We start from the raw sequence: 17,273 nt of genomic DNA on the forward strand, positions 1-17,273 counted from the left end.
ATGGCCACTCTCAATATCAAATCGTTCGCATCACTGGTCGCCGACCAGGTGGCGGCTATTCAGGCGTCTGCAGCTGGCCTGGTCGACCTGACCATCGGCAGCCTGCTTTTGGCTGTAGCCGAATCGACGGGCGGCGTCGTGCAGTGGATCCAGCAACTGATCGTCACGCTGCTGGTAACGACCCGGGCGGCGACCTGCTCCGGTTCCGACCTCGACAGCTGGATGGGGGATTTCGGCTTTACGCGCCTGTCTGCCGTTCAGGCAACAGGCCAGTGTACGTTTGCCCGCTTTACGGCGACGACGCAAGGGCTTGTTCCTGTCGGGTCGATTGTGGCAACGACTGACGGAACGCAGCAGTACGTCGTGGTCGTTGACACGACCAACGCGGCTTACAGCGCATCACTGGCTGGCTACATTCTGCCAATAGGAACCTCAAGCGTGACCGTTCCTGTGTTGGCCAGCACGGCCGGGACGGCCGGAAACGCCACGGCGGGTGAAGTTCAAACCATCGTCGGCGGTATCGCTGGCATTGCGACCGTGACCAATGTCGCGGCTTTTGCTAATGGCGAAGACGCCGAGATCGACTCGACCTTCCGCTCTCGGTTTGTTTTGTGGATCTCGTCCTTGTCCAAGGGGACGCTGGCCGCGATCGGCTATGCCATCGCCTCGATGCAGCAAGGGACCGTCTACAAGCTGGTCGAGAATCAGGACTACAGCGGAAACACGCTCTACGGCTATTTCTATGCCGTGGTGGACGATGGAAGCGGCACGCCATCCAGTACGTTCCTTGCCTCCGCTTCCAGTGCTATCGACTTGGCCCGCCCGTTTTGCTCGCGGTTCGGCGTGTTCGCTCCAACGGTCGTTCCGGCGGCGATAGCCATGACACTGACGATCGACTCGACGGCTACCCGTGCCACCGTCGTCGCGCTGGTGCAGGCTGCCCTACAGAACTACATCAGCACCTTGTCACTCGGTCAGTTGCTGCCGTATTCCAAGATTGCCCAGATTGCCTATGACGCCTCGTCCTATGTCACCAACGTGACCGGAGTCACGCTCAATGGTGGCACGGCTGACTTGGCGGCGACGGCAAAGCAGGTCATCAAAATCTCAACCCTATCGGTGGCATAAATGGCGACAGGCGACCAAAGCGACATGCTTTCCAGACTGCGCGCTCTCTTGCCGCCGACCTGGTTTGCCGACAGCAGCCCCATCCTGACGGGCATGCTGGCCGGGATGGCGGAGGCTCTGGCATGGGCCTATAGCCTGTATCAGTTCGCCAAGGCGCAAACCCGGATCGCCACGGCGAGCGGCGGTTGGCTCGACATGGTGTCGCTGGATTTCTTCGGCACTGGCTTGCCGCGCACATCAAACCAGACGGATGCCAGCTATAGAGCCCGGATTCAGTCGAACCTGATTCGGGAGCGGGGGACACGGTATGCCATCCAGCAGGTGCTGTTTGATCTGACCGGGCGAGCGCCGCTGATTATCGAACCGGCCAGGCCGGCGGACGTCGGCGGCCTTGGCATCTCCATCGGCCTGGGCGTTGGCGGGGCGGTGGGATCCATCTCTACGCCATACCAAGCCTTTGTTACGGCATACAGGCAGACCGGGGTCGGTGCCAGCGGCTGGCCCGGTCTTGCGACGTATTCGTTTGGGCTTGGCAGCGCCGGCATGATCGATTCCTCGGCGATGTCGCCCGCCGTTTCGGATGCAGACATCATCGCTGCAATCGAATCCGTTCGGCCAGCGGCTACCGCCATCTGGCTCCGCATCTCGAATTAAACCGTTTCCGAAACTCACTCCAAGCCCGCCGCGTGCGGGCTTTTTCAATTGGGGAAACCATGGACAGACAGATCGTCTACCCGGGGCAGGTGCTGCCGGAAACCACGCTGCTGCAGATCACCAAAGACGTCATGATCGCGCTCGCCAAGTTGTCCGGAGCCGTGTTTGGCACCTCTACCGTGGCCAACGGGTTTGCCGTGTCGCCGACGGCGCCGGCCACCCTGCAGGTCTCCGTTGCGGCTGGCGAGATTTACAGCCTGCAGAACGTCGACGGGACGGCTTTCTCGTCTCTGGCCGCCGATACTGCGCACCAAATCGTTAAACAGGGCATCGCCCTCGACGCCACGTTACTGACTCTGGCCGCTCCTGGCACTACCGGGCAGTCGATCAACTACCTGATCGAAGCGAGCTATCAGGACACCGACTCGGCGCCGGTTTTGCTGCCGTATTACAACACCACGACGCCGAGCTATCCCTACAGTGGACTCGGCAACAACGGCCTGACCCAGAACACATCGCGTAAAGGCGCAGTCGTACTGCAGGCTAAAGCCGGCGTATCAGCTACTACCGGCACCCAGTCGACGCCGTCGCCGGATTCGGGCTATGTCGGCCTTTGCGTTGTCACCGTGGCTTACGGGCAGACCCAGATTCTGGCGGCGAATATCGCGGCTTACAGCGCTGCGCCTTTGCTGACCACCGGCCTCCTGCAGTCGATCCAGTCGGGCAACCTGAGCTTCGGCACCGACATCGGGACGGCCGGGGTGATCCAGGCTACGTACCCGATCCCGGTTACGGCCCTCGTGGACAACATGGAGTGCTGGGTAAAAACCAAGTATGCCAACCCGGGAGCAACGACCTTTACGCCGAATCCGGGGGTGATCCCTGCCTATCCGGTTGTTGGCGGCGCGCATGTGGCTCTGCAGGGGGGGGAAATCGTCCCCAACGGCCGATGTGGGTTTATCTGGCGGGCAGACATCACATCGTGGGTTCTGATTGAACAGACCGGCGGTGCCGTGCAGGTTCCAAGCGCTACGCAGAGCCAGCACGCCATGCCGTTAGGACAGTTCCAGGCCGCGCCGCTTTCGTTCCGCAACTTGCTGGTGAATGGTGCGATGCGTGTGGCGCAGCAGTATGGCACATCGTCAGTTACGCCCGCGGCATCCACGAACACATGGACGATTGACCAGTGGCATTGCTGGTTCACTCAGGCATCGAAGCTCAGCGCGCAGCAGGTGTCCGGCCCGACGGCGCTTGGCTTCGATTTCTATGAGCAGATCACAGTCGCAGCGGCCTATTCTGCGCTGGCAGCCGATGCGTTCGTGCTCGCACAGTCGATCGAGGCGCAGAGCCTAGCTGCTGCCATGTGGGGAACGGCAAACGCGCAGCCCGTCAGCCTGCAGTTTGTCGTGAACTCGAGTGTCGCGGGAACGTTTTCCGGTTCGCTACAGAACTACGCTGGCACGCGGTCGTACCCGTTCACCTTCACTATCCCGACGGCAAATACCGATACGAAAATCACCATTCCGAATATCCCTGGTGATACGGGTGGGGCGTGGACCCTGACCGGTTCCTCTGGAGGACTCACGCTTTGTTTCGACCTCGGTAGTGGGGCATCGTTTCGTGGCCCGGCTGGGGCGTGGGCATCGGCAAACTACTACGGCGCTACAGCAGGCACGGCCGGAGCGACGCTGCTTGCAACGGCAGGTGCAACGTTCAAGATCACCGGTGGCCAACTGGAGCTGGGGCCCGTTTGCACCGCATTCGAGCGGCCGACTCCAGATGCTGAATTGGCGCGGTGTCAGCGATATCTCTACGCGATTCAGAATGCCAGCGGCGGCTATGCACATATCGGCACGGGCTTTCTTCCATCCGCGACGAGTTTTGTTTTTACGATAAACCACCGCGTGTCCATGCGGGTGCCGCCGGCCGGGGTGGTTATTTCTGGGATAGCCGACCTGAAATACACAACGGGAACAGCGGGCGGAACCCCTTCATCCGTGGTGTTCAACATCGCAAGCAAAGATGCGTCACGGCTGGCTGCCACCATTGCATCCGGGGCGGCATCAGGCGCAGGCGGAGACATTTACTTTGACTCGTCATCGACGGGTTCGATCATTCTGACGGGAGCACAACTATGATGGACGGCACTCCGACCGCATGGAAATACACGGACTCGACACAAGTCGTCGTAATGCGCACCTACCCCGATGACACAATAGAGTCGTGCATTGCAACTCGGCCAGATGTCGTCGCTTGGGTCGCCGCAGGAAACACCATTCTGACCGCCGCGTAAGCGCCGGTAGTTGCAAACCATAACCGCCTTCGGGCGGTTTTTTCATGCCCGCAAGGAGGCGATATGGGCGAAGAAGGGAGCGAAAGCGAGCGGACGCTGACCGACGCAGACGTTGACGCGGTGCTGGACCGGGCGTTTGACCGGCTGAGGAATGCGGTCGGTGGCGGCGTGCTGTCGCTGGTGTGGCGCGCGTTGATCATCTGCTTTATCGGGCTGGCAGCGTATGGCGCGACGAAAGGGCACTGATGATCGGTACGAACCTTATTGCCGCGGGTACCGGCTGCACGCCGGCGGCCGCAGTGAAGTACCAGGCGGCGCTATCTGCGGCGGCCGATAAATTCCAGATCAACACCGCCCGGCGGCTTGCGGCATGGCTGGCCAATGTCGGACATGAGTCTGGTGGACTTGTTTACGCAGCGGAGATATGGGGGCCGACTGCGCTGCAGCAGCATTACGATGCTCGCGTCGACCTTGGTAACACCAGACCGGAGGCTGTGCGCATTGCACGATTCCATGGCTCTACGCCCGGGCGATGGTGGCGCGGGCATGGGTGGATTCAGACTACCGGCTATGACAACCATCTTGCCGCCGGGCAGGCCCTTGGGCTCGACTTGCTGAATCATCCCGAGTTGCTGTCCATTCCGGAGCATGCGGCTATGTCTGCTGCCCAATTCTTCTCCACTCACGGCTGCAATACTTTGGCAGATGCGGGCGATTTCGATGGCGTTTGCGATGAAATCAACCGTGGGCACAAGACCGCGCCGGTGGGGGATGCTATTGGCTACGCTGATCGGGCCATGCTGTACCGGCGTGCATTGGCCGTTCCCATCGCGCATGTCGCCTGACCACATCAAATTATGTGCAAAACATACCCGCTACGGCGGGTGTTTGCATTTGGAGGACGCATGAACGCGCCTGATCATGAGCACGAGCATCGCGATCAACTGACCGAGGATGTCTTTTACCCCGATCACCCGCCGCGCGCCGAGTCGCGCAGCTTCATCGCGACCAAGAAGGCCGGCCATGCCGCCAAGCTGCCGTGCGCCATCTCCGGCCGCACCGACGGTACGGAGTATCACCACCTGTTCTGTGAATGGGCCTTCTCCGGCGCCGTGGACTGGGTCAAGGTCAAGGCGATCGCCCTGGGTGAACTGAAGGTTTTGCCGGTGCTGGATCTGGAAACCGATCAGCCGACTGACGAAACGTTCGCCGCCGAGCATTCGCTTGTCTGGATGCTCTGCAAGCTGGCCGAGGCCCGCGGTTTCGATTGGCGCGCATTCGACCCGGCCCAGCCTGAAACCTTTGTCGACAGTATGGAAAACATGCTTGTCCTGCACAGCAAGTTCCACCGCCACCGCGATCACGGCATCCACGAGATGTCGTTCCCCGAGTGGATTTTCCAAGCGTTCCCGCGCGTGGCCGGGTTCGTATTCACACCCGACGAGGTAGCCCATGCAAAAGCGGCTTGATGCGAAGTTCTTGTCCGCCGTCGTAATCATGGCGGTTTGGTTTGTTCTGGTTTTGCTCGGCAAGGCACCGGCTGAACAGTTCGTCTATGCGCTCGAATCCGTGCTGGCCAGCCTTGGCATCTTCCACGCCGCCACGGCCTACCAGCGAACCGATAGTGCATTGCCGGTAACTGTCGATGCGGCCATGCCCGTGGCGCAAATCGCGTCTACCGTCGGCACGGCTGCAGCGGAGGAGGTCGCCCAAGGCATCAATGACGCGGCCGCTGCAGTACCGGCTGCGAACACGGAGGTCCCCGCGCAATGATCATTCCGGCCTGGGTGAAACCGGCCGCGGCCGCTGTGCTGCTCGCCCTGTCCTTCGCGGCCGGGTGGGTCGTGCGCGGGTGGCGTGCCGAGGCAGTGGATAGCAAGGCGGTGGCTGGGCAGGCGGCGGCCCGAACGACCTTGGTTCAGCATCAGGCTGCGGTTACGGCCAGGGTTGACGCCAGCGGCGCGGCGCGCGAACAGCAAACCCAGATCGTCTATCGGACGATCCATGACCAGGTGATTCGATATGTGGAACAAAAGGATGGCAGCAGCGCTGCTGGCGAGTGCGTGCTGGATGCTGAGTGGGTGCGGCTCCATGACGACGCTGCAGTCGGCAGGGTTTCCGACGCCTCCGGCGCGGGACATGATACCGGCGCCCAAGCTGGCGGTGATCGGTAAGCCTGTGGCGGCGCGCGCGGCGCTGCCGGTGGTGACGTCGAATTACGAGTCGTGCAAGGTGACCTCCGACCGGCTGACCGACCTGCAGGAGTGGGTGAGGGGGCAGAGGGCGCCGTGACTGCGGCGCGCGCGGGGAGGAACGTGCCGGCACAAAATCCGGCACAGATGGCAGGAATCAACCGTATATCAACCGCAAAAAAACAGGGCTGCCTGTAGCAGCCCCAACGGTTGGCATACGGTAGATTTCTGGCTCAGTGGGTTCGAATCCCCCTCTCTTCTCCGGAATTAGCCAATGACGGCGCGGTCTTCGGACTGCGCCGTTTTGCGTTTGTAATGACCCGCTGAATTCCTGTTCAGGTCCTAGCAATGCATCTTCCAGCTCAAGGGTTGGCAGGTGAAGAAGCGCCCGGTGGGCTTTCGCCCTCGCGTCCAGGCACTCCCTTCGATAGCACAACGACCCAACGAACGTTGGGCCACCGATCTGTGCCGTATCTGGGCGGGCAAAGACAGCTGGTGCCATCCCGCGTCATTGCAGATTGGATCGGGTTTTATAACCACCGGCGTCCCCATCAGGCCGTGGGGATGAAAGTGCCGGCCAAGATGTACGAATTAGCAGCCTGACCTGTGCAGCAAGTGCTGGGTCATTACAACGCGGTAGAAGGAGGGGACCGTGACGGGGCCGCATAGATGGAAAAAGCCCGCGTCAACGGTGCTTGCGACACCTGGCTGGCTTTTCTCGAAAAAGTGCGTGAAACCCGCATGGCTTCGGCCCCTGCGGGTTCTGCAGGCCGGTTTCGTTCGTCTGCTGGCTGTAGATGTCGGTCAGAAGTGGTTTGCCATCCACTTCTCCCGGCTGCATTCCTTTACGTAGCCGATGAAGGCCTGCACGGTGCGGAGGTCGTAGAATGGGCTGGAGCACAGCAGCCAGGTCTTCCGGGTCAAGGGGGTGCCGTCTTTCCAGATCAGTGGCTGTGTCTGCAGGGCGTCGTGCCGGCGCAGGCCGATGGCTGGCAGTATCGCCCAGCCGAGACCGCAAAGTACCATCTGGCGTGCGGTATCCATAGAGTCGACTTCCATGGTGACATTTCGCGGTTCGTTGAATGTTTCACGCCACCACTCGTCGGTTAGTTTCTGCAGGGATGAATCGGTGCCGTAGCTGATCTGCGGTGTAGAGGGGAGATCCTCGAGCCGTAACTCCCGGTGCGAGGTCAGGCATATCGGTTCTTCATTCAGTAGAAATTTTCTGTCTTCCCAATGATGCTCGCCACGCACGATGGCCAGCGATATCTCCTTTTTGTACAGCAGTGTGATTATTTTATTGCTTAGCCCTGTTTTTAGCGATACATCGACGTCCGGGTATTTTTCCAGAAATCCCTTCAAAATATCGGGTAGCTCATAATGCGCATAGACGGCGGATGTTCCTATATATAACGACCCTCCCACTTCGTCATCCATATCGCGTATTTTGTTTTTCATGTTACGCAATTGCAATAACATTTCTTTTGCGCAATTGTGCAGGTACTCGCCTTGCGGGGTTAAGGCAATGCCACTCGTGCTGCGCGACATGAGTTTTGCGCCGAATTCATTTTCAATATTTCTCAGCCGGTAAGTCAGTGCGGGCTGAGAGACATAGAGCCTTGCCGCCGCCTTGGTTATGTTTTTTTCTTCTGCCACCATGATGATGGCTTGCCAGTCCTTCTCGTCCACAATGCTCTCCTGTCTTCTGTTCGCACTATGCCTTGATTCTTCCTTGAAAATCAATAGGTAACTTGTCATATCCTCCGGTTTTCTGCTCTGGGAGCGATAGCCGAAAACGCCGCCATCAATAAAAATTTCTTATCGCAAATAATAAAAAAATAATATTTTACCTATTGCTCGGCTTCTATGAGAATGCCGCTCATACAAGGGCTATATAGGCAAAGTCTCATGGCAAGCGTATGCCTACGCACCCCTTTTTTATTTTTCTACAGGCCATTTAACTGTCGGTTGCGCCAAATTGACTGGTGCCTGGCTGTAATTGTTGGAAAGGATTGAAAGTGGGCGATTTTGTCAAGATACCAGCGCTGATCATGCGTGGTGGTACCAGCAAGGGGGCGTATCTTATGCTGGATGATCTTCCTGATGATCCTAAAGCCAGAGATAATGTCATTCTTTCAATATATGGAAGCCCGGATTCACGGCAAATTAACGGGATAGGCGGTGCAGATCCCCTGACCAGTAAAGTTGCGCTGGTGCAGCGTTCCAGTCGGCAGGATGCCGATGTCGATTACACATTCGGCTATGTCGGAATCGGTGCGCCGCATGTGGACTACGAGGGCAACTGCGGCAATATGTCGGCTGGCGTTGGACCCTTTGCCATTTATTCGGGGCTGGTCAGTGTTACCGAACCGACTACGACTGTGCGGATTTTCAATACCAATACCAAGAAGATCATTGAGGCCCAGATCGCGGTGAAGGATGGCGAAGTCGTGACCGAGGGGGATTTTTCCATCTCGGGTGTTCCGGGTTCCGGTTCGGAAATCCCGCTCAACTTTGTCAATTCCGGTGGTGCCAAGACTGGCAAGTTGCTTCCTTCCGGGAACGTGGTCGATAACGTGACACTGCAAGATGGCAGAACGCTGCGCGTCAGCCTGGTCGATGCGGCCAATCCCTGCGTTTTTGTCGCGGCAAGCGATCTCGGGCTGAGCGGGGCGGAGACGGCACAGGACTTCCAGGCTGATCCGACGATCATCGAAACGATGGATGATCTGCGACGCAGCGCCGCCGTCGTGATGGGGTTGGCAGCCAGTCGCGAGAGTTGTGGCCCGGCTGTGCCCAAAGTGGCCTTTGTGTCACGGCCGCAGTCCTACGTCACCGTCGATGGGGAAACCGTGAGCGCCAGCGAGGTCGACGTGGTCGCCCGTTCCTTGGCACTAGGCAAGTTGCACAAGGCTTACGCGGTCACCGGAGGCATTTGCCTGGGAACGGCGGCGCTGATTCCTGGGACGGTGGTAAACGATATGTTGTCGCCGCAGGCCCGTCGGCAGAGTCAGGTGCGAATTGGCCATCCTTCCGGGGTGCTCGAAGTGAATATCGAGCTCGAGCAGTTGTCCACCACGTCCTGGAAACTGGTGAACGCCGGTATCAGCCGTACGGCACAACCGATCATGGAGGGATTTGTCTACGTTCCGCGCAAGGTATTTCTGTCTTGATCGTCTCCCGGCGCAGAGCGCCTGGCGAATAAAAATCACGCCCCCCCATGAGAGGGCGCAATAACACAGAACGCATCGTTAACTAGATTACAGATAAGCCCCCCTCCGTCCTCCGCGACGGGGAGGGGTGATTGGAGAGGCACTATGTCCGCAGCTGAAAAAGGGTTGGCACTGTCATACAAGCCCACTCATCTCATGATTGCCATCGCCATCATGGCCATGGTCTTTCTGCTCCCGCCTGTGGTGGGGTTGCCGGTATCGGCGCAACGCATCTTGGGTGTACTGGCTTTTGCCGTCTACGTCTGGGTGAGCGAGGCCATGCCATATCCTGTGAGCGCCATTGCCATCACGTTTCTGATGATCATGTGCCTGGGTACGGCGCCCGGGCATGAGGGGCATCTGCTGGGTACGGCCAAAGCCATTCCCATGGCCATGTCCGGTTTTATCAATTCGGGTTGGGTGCTGGTCGCCGCCGGTCTGTTCCTGGCCGAAGCCGTGCGTAGCGTCGGACTTGACCGACGCATCGCCTTGCGCATACTGCGTGTGGTCGGGACCAAGCCGTGCGCGATTATCGGCGGCATTGTCATCGCCAATTACTTGCTGGCATTCATCATTCCATCCATTGCCGCTCGTGCTGCCGCGGTCGTTCCGATTTCGATGGGACTGATCAAAGCGCTCAATATCGACTACAAGAGTGCTTTTGCCCGCCAGCTGATGGTGGTGACCGGCATCATGTCGCATATTACGGCGATCTTCGTTCTGACCGGCGGTGCGCCCAACCCGTTTACCGTTTCTCAGCTCAATACCGCACTCGGTATCAATATTACCTGGATGCAGTGGTTTATCTGGTTCGGTCCGTTCGCTATCTGTCTCGGCATTCTGTTTTTCCTGCTGGTGGTCGGCCTAAACAAATTCGAGCCATTGAAAGGCGGCAAGCAGCTGGTCGAGCAGCTGGTCCACGAGATGGGACCGATGTCGGTCGATGAGAAAAAAATTGCCTGGATCTTTTCGCTGACGATCGTGCTGTGGTGTACCGAGAATCTGCATCACATCGATGCCAACACCGTCACCGTATTCGCCGTCCTGCTGCTGTTCATGCCGTATATCGGGGTTGCCACCTGGAAGCAATTGTCGAGCAAAGTGGAATGGGGAACCCTGATCCTGTTCGGCGTCGGCATCTCTATCGGCGAAGTTCTGTTCAAGACTGGCGCGGCGGCCTGGGTGGCCAAGACGACGCTAGGCGGCCTGGGGCTCGAGCATATGTCTCCGTTCGGCATGGTCGCCGCGATGGCGGTGCCGCTGGTTGTGATGCGGATGGCGTTTGCCAGCGATGTGGCGATGGCCGCCCTGGTGATTCCCACGCTGCTCGGCTTGTTCTCCAGCTTTCACATTCCGGGCCTGCCGATCGGGGGATTGACGATGGTGACGTCCTTCTGCGTCTACTACTCGTTCATCCTGCCGGTCAATACGCCTGCAGCCATGATGGCATATGCCACTGGGACTTTTGAACTGAAAGACATGTTCAAGGTCGGTATCCCGCTCACTGTCCTGGGGATCGCGCTGTTCTTGTTGTTCGTCAAAACCTACTGGCACTGGGTCGGTCTGGTCTGACCTTCCTTCTCCCAATCTGATGTCCGAAGGGCTGTCCCCGTCGCGGGACACTCCTTCGGTGTGTCCGCCATTACCTTTGTTCAGAGGCGAATAAATCATGAAACTCACCAGTTTTGTAGGAAAAGACGGCATTAAAAGCTTCGGCATTTATCACGATGCCGGGATCGTCGATCTCGGACGTCGCCTGGGCGACAGGTTTGTCGACATCAAGGCGCTGCTCGCCGCCGATGCGCTGGACGAAGCCCGCGCCTTCCAGGACTGCGCGGTGGATCATGCGCTGGCCGAGGTTCGCTTTCTGCCCATCGTCGAAACGCCGGGCAAGATCCTGTGCGTCGGCATGAATTATGCCGCCAAGCGCAAGGAATTCGAGGAAACCAACTCGGCACCGACCATGTTCGTGCGCTTTCCCGATTCGCAGACCGGCCACGCCTGCCCGGTGCTCAAGCCCGAGCAGACCGAGGAGTTCGACTACGAAGGCGAACTGGCGGTCGTGATCGGCAAGGCAGGCTTCCGCGTCAAACGCGAGAAGGCGCTCGAACACGTCGCCGGCTACAGCTGCTATATGGATGGGTCGGTGCGCGACTGGCAGCACACCTGGTTCACCGCCGGCAAGAACTGGCGCCAGACCGGGGCCTTCGGACCGTGGATGGTGACCACCGACGAGATCGCCGATCCGCAGACGCTGACCATCCGCACCTTCCTCAACGGCATGATGGTGCAGGACGATCACACCGGCAACATGATCCATACCGTGCCGGAGCTGATCGAGTACATCACCACGTTTACCGAACTCGCACCCGGCGATGTCATCATCACCGGTTCGCCCGGCGGGGTCGGTAAAAAGCGTGTCCCCCCGCTGTTCCTCAAGGACGGCGATGTGGTCGAAGTCGAGATCCAGAAGATCGGCCGACTGCAAAATACGGTGTTATGCGAGGAATACGCGGCCTGATACCCGCACCGCGCCCGGTAATCACGCCGGGCGCGGTGCAGGCGCCGCATAAATGGTGACGAGCCATGTCTGGCGAATTTGATTTTTATACCGTGATACCCGCCCAGGCCCCGGATGAAGCTGCCGAAATCCGGCAGTTTCTCGCGGCATGTCACTTGGAAATGGACGGCAATATCGATGTGTTCGTGGTCGCGCGTGCGGGCCGGCGCCTGATCGCCTGCGCCGGACTGTCGACCAACATCATCAAGTGCGTGGCCATCTGCGAAGATTTCCGCGGCGAGTCGCTGAGCCTGCAGCTGGTCAGCGAGATCGTGCAGCAGGCGGCCGAGCGCGACCATTTTCATCTGTTTCTCTACGCCAAGCCGTGCAACGTCCCCTTCTTCCGCGGCTGCGGTTTCTATCCCCTGGTCGAAGTGCCGGACTACATCGTGTTGATGGAGAACAGTCCGGTCGCCATCGATCGCTACTGCGACCGGCTGCGCATGCGGCGCGAGCCGTCGGACAAGACCGGCTGCATCGTGATCAACGCGAACCCCTTCACCCTGGGCCACCGTTATCTGGCTCAGCAGGCGGCGGCGGCCTGCGACTGGCTGCATGTCTTCGTCGTCAGCGAAGATGCCTCGTTTTTTCCCTACTCCGACCGCTTCAAGCTGGTATCGCAGGGGCTGGCCGGCATTGCCAATCTGACCGTGCACCACGGGTCGGAGTACATGATTTCGCGCGCCACCTTCCCCGGCTACTTCCTCAAGGAAAAAGGCATCATCGACAGCTGCCACACGGCGATCGATCTGCTGCTGTTCCGCGAGTACCTGGCCCCGGCGCTCGGCATCACCCACCGTTTCGTCGGCACCGAGCCGTTCTGCCCGGTGACCAAGAAATACAACGAAGACATGAAGCACTGGCTGCAGCGGGCCCCCTCGCCGGCTCCGGCGATCACCGTGGTCGAGGTGCAACGCACCGCACAGGACGGCACGCCGATTTCGGCGTCGGAAGTGCGGCGACTGTTGGCGAGCGGTAATTTCGACGCCATCAAGCCGCTGGTGCCCGCCACCACACTGCAACTACTGATCAGCGACTACGCGCCCGATACGACGCGCCGTCCCGGCATTTACGGCTGAGCGCGCCGACAGGCACGCCCGTTTTCCGATTCATTTAACAGGACATGGACACACCATGAAAATCATCAAAGAGGCCATCGCCGGCACCCTTGAATCCAGCGATTTGCTGGTCAAGGTCGCGCCGAGCCATGACGATACCCTGGAAATCATACTGAGCAGCGAAGTCATCAAGCAGTTCGGCCAGCAAATCCGCCGCGTGGTCGATGAGACGCTGCAGCGGCTGGGCGTGACCGCCGGCAGCATCATCATCGAAGACAAGGGCGCGCTCGACTGCGCCATCCGCGCCCGCGTCCAGACCGCCGTTCTGCGCGGCGCCGCCTGCACGGACCTGAACTGGGAGCACCTGTCATGAAACTACGCCGCAGCATGCTGTTCCTGCCGGGCGCCAATGCCGCCATGCTGTCCACCGCTTTCGTCTACAAGCCGGACTCGATCATGTTCGACCTGGAAGACGCGGTCTCGCTGCGCGAGAAGGACTCCGCCCGTCTGCTGGTCTTCCACGCGCTGCAAAACCCGGTCTATCGCGAAATCGAAACCGTCGTGCGCATCAACCCGCTCAACACGCCCTACGGGCTCAAGGATCTGGAAGCCGTGGTCCGCGCCGGTGTCGACGTGGTCCGCCTGCCCAAGACCGACAAGCCGGAAGATGTGCACGAACTGGAGACCCAGGTCGAACGCATTGAACGGGAATGCGGACGCGAAGTCGGCAGCACCCGCTTGATGGCGGCGATCGAATCGGCCATCGGCGTGGTCAACGCCTACGCGATCGCCACCTCGTCCAAGCGCATGATCGGGATCGCGCTGGCCGGCTTCGACTACTGCGTCGACATGCAGACCGAACGCGGCGACGGCACCGAATTGTTCTATGCCCGCTGTGCGGTGCTGCACGCGGCGCGCGCGGCCGGCATCGATGCTTTTGACGTGGTCTACTCCGACGTCAACGACGAAGAAGGTTTCCTCAAGGAAGTCGATCTGATCCGCCGCCTTGGCTATACCGGCAAGTCGCTGATCAACCCGCGCCAGATCGAACTCCTGCACAACGCCTACGCTCCGACCGACGAAGACGTCGATTACGCGCGGCGGGTGATCGCGGCGGCCGAAGCGGCGGAACGCGACGGGCTGGGCGTGATCGCCCTCAACGGCAAGATGATCGACGCCCCCATCGTCAACCAGGCGCAACGCACCCTGCAACGGGCGCAGGCGTCGGGCACGCGCAAATAACAGGAGACAGATAACAATGAACAGTATCGAACAACTGTCGGGTCAACAGCCGCAACTGGCCGCCTTGCGCCCGTTCGCCGGCGCCAACGCCGCCACGCCCTACCTGGCCGACCCGGTTCAAAAACGCGAACGCAAGCTGCTGGGCTCGATCGAAGAAGCGATCGAACGCACCGGCCTGCAAGATGGCATGACCATCTCCTTCCATCACCATTTCCGCGAAGGCGATCTGGTGATCAACCGCGTCGTCGACACGCTTGCGCGCATGGGTTTCAAAAACCTGACGCTGGCGTCGAGCTCGCTGCTGTCGTGCAACGCGCCCCTGATCGAACACATCAAGAACGGCGTGATCACCCAGATCTACACCTCGGGCATGCGCGGCAAGCTGGCCGACGCGATTTCGCACGGGCTGATGGAAAAGCCGGTGCAGATTCATTCGCACGGCGGACGCGTCCATCTGCTGCAGAGCGGCGAGATCAAGATCGATGTCGCCTTCCTCGGCGTCCCGTGCTGCGACGTCTTCGGCAACGCCAACGGCTCGCATGGCAAGTCGCGCTGCGGCTCGCTCGGCTATGCGAAGGTCGATGCCCAGTTCGCGCGCCAGGTGGTGCTGCTGACCGATGAAATCGTCGGTTTCCCCAATGTGCCGGTGAGCATCTCGCAAGACCGCGTCGATTACATCGTCAAGGTGGACGAAGTCGGCGACCCGTCGCGCATCAGCGTCGGTGCCGCCCGCGTCACCAGCAATCCGCGCGAGTTGATGATCGCGCGCTTTGCCGCCGACGTGATCGAGCACTCGGGTTATTTCAAGACCGGTTTCTCGCTGCAGACCGGTTCCGGCGCGGCCTCGACCGCGGCCACGCGCTTCCTCGAAGACCGCATGGTGCGCCAGGGCATCACCGCCAGCTACGCGCTCGGCGGCATCACCGGCAGCATCGTCGATCTGCACAAGAAGGGGCTGATCGAAACCCTGGTCGACACCCAGTCCTTCGACAACGTGGCCGCGCAATCGCTGGCCGAGTCGCCGCGGCACCTGGAAGTCTCGACCAACGAGTACGCGAATCCGTCGTCCAAAGGCACCTACTGCGACCTGGTCGATGTGGTGATTCTGAGTGCGCTGGAAATCGACACCGACTTCAACGTCAACGTGATCACCGGTTCCGATGGCGTGATGCGCGGCGCCTCGGGCGGCCACTGCGACGTGGCCACCGCCGCCAACCTGACCATTGTGGTGGCGCCGCTGATCCGCAGCCGCATCCCGACCGTGGTGCGCCATGTCACGACCGTCGTGACGCCGGGCGAATCGATCGACGTCCTGGTCACCGACCATGGCATCGCGGTCAACCCGGGCCGCCCCGAGGTGGCCGAACGCCTGCGCGCGGCCGGCCTGCCGGTGATGAGTATCGAGGCGCTGTACCAGCGCGCGGTGGGTCTGACCGGCGAGCCGCAGGCGATCGAATTTACCGAGCGCATCGTCGGCGTGATCCGCTACCGCGACGGCAGCGTGATCGACGTGGTCCGGCAGGTGAGAGAATGAACGCCCCCGCCCACCCGCGCAGCGTCGAGCTGACGCAGCTGCTGGCGGCGCGCGATGCGCGCGCCGCACGCCATGCGGCGGCACGCGAGCGCTATTCGCTGCCGCTGGTTTCGCTGACCCTGGTCAGTCCGGGCCCGGTCAAGGACGGCTTGCAGCAACGGCATGTGATGCGCGAAGCCCTGAAGGCGCTGGATGCCTGCCTGAGCCGCGAAAGCCGTCCTATCGTCGAGCGCGAGGTGTATTGGCTGCCGACCGGGCCGGAGGCGTTGTACGTGGTCAACGCCGAGGCGGCGCACCTGAAGGCGGCACTGGTCGAGCTGGAAAACCGGCACGCTCTGGGCCGCTTGTGGGATCTGGACGTGATCGGCGCCGGCGGACCGGTATCGCGCCAGTCGCTGGGCATGCCGGCGCGGCCGTGCCTGCTGTGCGGGGAAGCGGCCCATGCGTGCGCGCGCTCGCAGCGGCATACCTTGCCGAGCCTGCTGGCCGCGATCGAGGAACGGATCGATGCATTCGATCGCCGAGCGACCGCTCGTTGAGACCCCGCCGCTCGACCCCGCCCACCGGGCGGCGGCCGAGCGCCTCGGCTTCTGGGCGCGCGAAGCGCTGGAGCGCGAGGTCAACCTGACGCCGAAACCGGGTCTGGTCGACCGCCGCAACAGCGGCGCACACCGGGACATGGATCTGGAAAGCTTTCTGGCCAGCGCGCAGGCGATAGGACCGGATTTCGTCCGTTTCGCGAGCGCGGGCGTGGCGCACGCGCGCCTGGCGGCGCGCGACGTTCTGCCGCAAATCCGCCCGATCGGGCTGGCCAGCGAACAGGCGATGTATGCGGCGACCGGCGGCGTGAACACGCACAAGGGCGGCATCTTCGCGCTGGGGCTGCTGTGCACGGCGGCGGGGCGGCTGCTGGGACGGGGCGGTGCGCTCACGCGCGGCGGCGTCTGCGCCGAAGTGGCGGATATCTGCCGCGATCTGGTGCAGGCGGAATTGAACAGCCAACGCGAAGCGCACACGGCGGGCGAGCACTTGTTCCGACGCTACGGCCTGACCGGCGCGCGCGGGGAAGCGGCCTCGGGCTATGCCACGGCACGGCAGTTGGCCCTGCCGGTCTATCTGCGGCTGCTGGAGGCCGGCTACGACGACGAAACGTCGCTGTTGCAGGCCTTGCTCCATTTGATGGCGGGCAATGCCGATACCAATCTGGTGTCGCGCGGCGGGCCGGCGGGTCTGGACTACGTGCGGGAGGCAGCCCGCGCGCTGTTGCGGGACGGCGGGGGGCTTCACGCCGAGGGGCGCGACCGGCTGGCGGCCCTGGACGACGCGCTGATCGAACGCAATCTGAGCCCGGGCGGCAGCGCCGACCTGCTGTCCGTCACCTGCTTTCTCGCGCGTTTCCC

General features: G+C 61.1%; 19 protein-coding genes. 18 read left to right on the forward strand and 1 reads right to left on the reverse strand.

From position 1 onward, the window contains the following. The 9 genes from G520_RS0102130 (at position 1) to G520_RS25635 (ending at position 6,367) form a co-directional block, all read left to right on the forward strand. The gene (locus G520_RS0102130; RefSeq protein WP_028534227.1) at positions 1 to 1,128 is read left to right on the forward strand and encodes a baseplate J/gp47 family protein; all 1,128 of its coding nucleotides are present in this window, start codon (positions 1 to 3) and stop codon (positions 1,126 to 1,128) included. After that, the gene (locus tag G520_RS0102135) at positions 1,129 to 1,782 is read left to right on the forward strand and encodes a hypothetical protein (protein ID WP_028534228.1); all 654 of its coding nucleotides are present in this window, start codon (positions 1,129 to 1,131) and stop codon (positions 1,780 to 1,782) included. It abuts the gene before it with no gap. A 59-nt stretch (positions 1,783 to 1,841) separates the two neighbouring features. Further along, positions 1,842 to 3,920: a hypothetical protein gene (locus G520_RS23810; protein WP_051228838.1), complete on the forward strand. Its 2,079-nt coding sequence runs from the start codon at positions 1,842 to 1,844 to the stop codon at positions 3,918 to 3,920. Between the two features lie 218 nt (positions 3,921 to 4,138). Further along, positions 4,139 to 4,321: a hypothetical protein gene (locus tag G520_RS0102150; protein WP_028534229.1), complete on the forward strand. Its 183-nt coding sequence runs from the start codon at positions 4,139 to 4,141 to the stop codon at positions 4,319 to 4,321. Then, a complete protein-coding gene (locus tag G520_RS0102155; protein ID WP_036665006.1) occupies positions 4,321 to 4,920 on the forward strand; it encodes a glycoside hydrolase family 19 protein in 600 nt (199 codons plus the stop codon). The genes G520_RS0102150 and G520_RS0102155 overlap by 1 nt, the downstream gene beginning before the upstream one ends. Before the next feature lie 60 nt (positions 4,921 to 4,980). Next, positions 4,981 to 5,544 (forward strand): hypothetical protein, encoded by a 564-nt coding sequence (locus tag G520_RS0102160; protein WP_028534231.1) that lies wholly within the window; start codon positions 4,981 to 4,983, stop codon positions 5,542 to 5,544. Then, positions 5,528 to 5,848, forward strand: coding sequence for a hypothetical protein (locus G520_RS0102165; protein WP_028534232.1), 321 nt, complete (start codon positions 5,528 to 5,530; stop codon positions 5,846 to 5,848). The genes G520_RS0102160 and G520_RS0102165 overlap by 17 nt, the downstream gene beginning before the upstream one ends. After that, on the forward strand, positions 5,845 to 6,249 hold the full coding sequence (locus G520_RS0102170) for a hypothetical protein (RefSeq protein ID WP_028534233.1): 405 nt from the start codon (positions 5,845 to 5,847) through the stop codon (positions 6,247 to 6,249). Before G520_RS0102165 ends, G520_RS0102170 begins: the two co-directional genes overlap by 4 nt. Then, a complete protein-coding gene (locus tag G520_RS25635; RefSeq protein ID WP_281424705.1) occupies positions 6,239 to 6,367 on the forward strand; it encodes a hypothetical protein in 129 nt (42 codons plus the stop codon). The genes G520_RS0102170 and G520_RS25635 overlap by 11 nt, the downstream gene beginning before the upstream one ends. 704 nt (positions 6,368 to 7,071) lie before the next feature. Here the strand turns inward: G520_RS25635 and G520_RS0102175 are convergent. After that, the gene (locus G520_RS0102175; RefSeq protein WP_028534234.1) at positions 7,072 to 7,956 is read right to left on the reverse strand and encodes a LysR family transcriptional regulator; all 885 of its coding nucleotides are present in this window, start codon (positions 7,954 to 7,956) and stop codon (positions 7,072 to 7,074) included. A gap of 329 nt (positions 7,957 to 8,285) precedes the next feature. Here G520_RS0102175 and G520_RS0102180 point away from each other — a divergent pair, with 329 nt between their 5' ends. From G520_RS0102180 to citG, 9 genes are all read left to right on the forward strand, one after another. Continuing rightward, positions 8,286 to 9,440: a 2-methylaconitate cis-trans isomerase PrpF family protein gene (locus G520_RS0102180; protein ID WP_028534235.1), complete on the forward strand. Its 1,155-nt coding sequence runs from the start codon at positions 8,286 to 8,288 to the stop codon at positions 9,438 to 9,440. Between the two features lie 144 nt (positions 9,441 to 9,584). Beyond that, positions 9,585 to 11,051, forward strand: a complete 1,467-nt coding sequence (locus tag G520_RS0102185) for an SLC13 family permease (RefSeq protein ID WP_036665007.1) — start codon at positions 9,585 to 9,587, stop codon at positions 11,049 to 11,051. A 97-nt stretch (positions 11,052 to 11,148) separates the two neighbouring features. Next, entirely contained in the window at positions 11,149 to 12,000 is an 852-nt protein-coding gene (locus tag G520_RS0102190) for a fumarylacetoacetate hydrolase family protein (protein WP_028534237.1), read from the forward strand. Positions 12,001 to 12,065: 65 nt separating this feature from the next. Beyond that, positions 12,066 to 13,118 (forward strand): [citrate (pro-3S)-lyase] ligase, encoded by a 1,053-nt coding sequence (gene citC, locus G520_RS0102195; protein ID WP_028534238.1) that lies wholly within the window; start codon positions 12,066 to 12,068, stop codon positions 13,116 to 13,118. A gap of 55 nt (positions 13,119 to 13,173) precedes the next feature. Then, entirely contained in the window at positions 13,174 to 13,470 is a 297-nt protein-coding gene (gene citD / locus G520_RS0102200; protein WP_028534239.1) for a citrate lyase acyl carrier protein, read from the forward strand. Next, positions 13,467 to 14,339: a citrate (pro-3S)-lyase subunit beta gene (citE, locus tag G520_RS0102205; protein ID WP_028534240.1), complete on the forward strand. Its 873-nt coding sequence runs from the start codon at positions 13,467 to 13,469 to the stop codon at positions 14,337 to 14,339. Before citD ends, citE begins: the two co-directional genes overlap by 4 nt. Positions 14,340 to 14,355: 16 nt before the next feature. Next, positions 14,356 to 15,873 (forward strand): citrate lyase subunit alpha, encoded by a 1,518-nt coding sequence (gene citF, locus G520_RS0102210; protein ID WP_028534241.1) that lies wholly within the window; start codon positions 14,356 to 14,358, stop codon positions 15,871 to 15,873. Continuing rightward, positions 15,870 to 16,412 (forward strand): citrate lyase holo-[acyl-carrier protein] synthase, encoded by a 543-nt coding sequence (gene citX, locus G520_RS0102215; RefSeq protein WP_028534242.1) that lies wholly within the window; start codon positions 15,870 to 15,872, stop codon positions 16,410 to 16,412. The genes citF and citX overlap by 4 nt, the downstream gene beginning before the upstream one ends. Further along, on the forward strand, positions 16,381 to 17,273 hold an 893-nt coding region (citG, locus tag G520_RS21180), incomplete at its 3' end, for a triphosphoribosyl-dephospho-CoA synthase CitG (protein ID WP_051228844.1). The genes citX and citG, both read left to right, overlap by 32 nt.

Origin of the sequence: Paludibacterium yongneupense DSM 18731, assembly GCF_000422925.1 — a bacterium.
Lineage (GTDB): Bacteria > Pseudomonadota > Gammaproteobacteria > Burkholderiales > Chromobacteriaceae > Paludibacterium > Paludibacterium yongneupense.

Excerpts from the sequence above, each read along its gene's own strand:
- G520_RS0102130 (WP_028534227.1), top strand. The coding sequence starts at position 1 with ATGGCCACTCTCAATATCAAATCGTTCGCATCACTGGTCGCCGACCAG.
- G520_RS0102135 (WP_028534228.1), top strand. The coding sequence starts at position 1,129 with ATGGCGACAGGCGACCAAAGCGACATGCTTTCCAGACTGCGCGCTCTC.
- G520_RS23810 (WP_051228838.1), top strand. The coding sequence starts at position 1,842 with ATGGACAGACAGATCGTCTACCCGGGGCAGGTGCTGCCGGAAACCACG.
- G520_RS0102150 (WP_028534229.1), top strand. The coding sequence starts at position 4,139 with ATGGGCGAAGAAGGGAGCGAAAGCGAGCGGACGCTGACCGACGCAGAC.
- G520_RS0102155 (WP_036665006.1), top strand. The coding sequence starts at position 4,321 with ATGATCGGTACGAACCTTATTGCCGCGGGTACCGGCTGCACGCCGGCG.
- G520_RS0102160 (WP_028534231.1), top strand. The coding sequence starts at position 4,981 with ATGAACGCGCCTGATCATGAGCACGAGCATCGCGATCAACTGACCGAG.
- G520_RS0102165 (WP_028534232.1), top strand. The coding sequence starts at position 5,528 with ATGCAAAAGCGGCTTGATGCGAAGTTCTTGTCCGCCGTCGTAATCATG.
- G520_RS0102170 (WP_028534233.1), top strand. The coding sequence starts at position 5,845 with ATGATCATTCCGGCCTGGGTGAAACCGGCCGCGGCCGCTGTGCTGCTC.
- G520_RS0102185 (WP_036665007.1), top strand. The coding sequence starts at position 9,585 with ATGTCCGCAGCTGAAAAAGGGTTGGCACTGTCATACAAGCCCACTCAT.
- G520_RS0102190 (WP_028534237.1), top strand. The coding sequence starts at position 11,149 with ATGAAACTCACCAGTTTTGTAGGAAAAGACGGCATTAAAAGCTTCGGC.
- citC (WP_028534238.1), top strand. The coding sequence starts at position 12,066 with ATGTCTGGCGAATTTGATTTTTATACCGTGATACCCGCCCAGGCCCCG.
- citD (WP_028534239.1), top strand. The coding sequence starts at position 13,174 with ATGAAAATCATCAAAGAGGCCATCGCCGGCACCCTTGAATCCAGCGAT.
- citE (WP_028534240.1), top strand. The coding sequence starts at position 13,467 with ATGAAACTACGCCGCAGCATGCTGTTCCTGCCGGGCGCCAATGCCGCC.
- citF (WP_028534241.1), top strand. The coding sequence starts at position 14,356 with ATGAACAGTATCGAACAACTGTCGGGTCAACAGCCGCAACTGGCCGCC.
- citX (WP_028534242.1), top strand. The coding sequence starts at position 15,870 with ATGAACGCCCCCGCCCACCCGCGCAGCGTCGAGCTGACGCAGCTGCTG.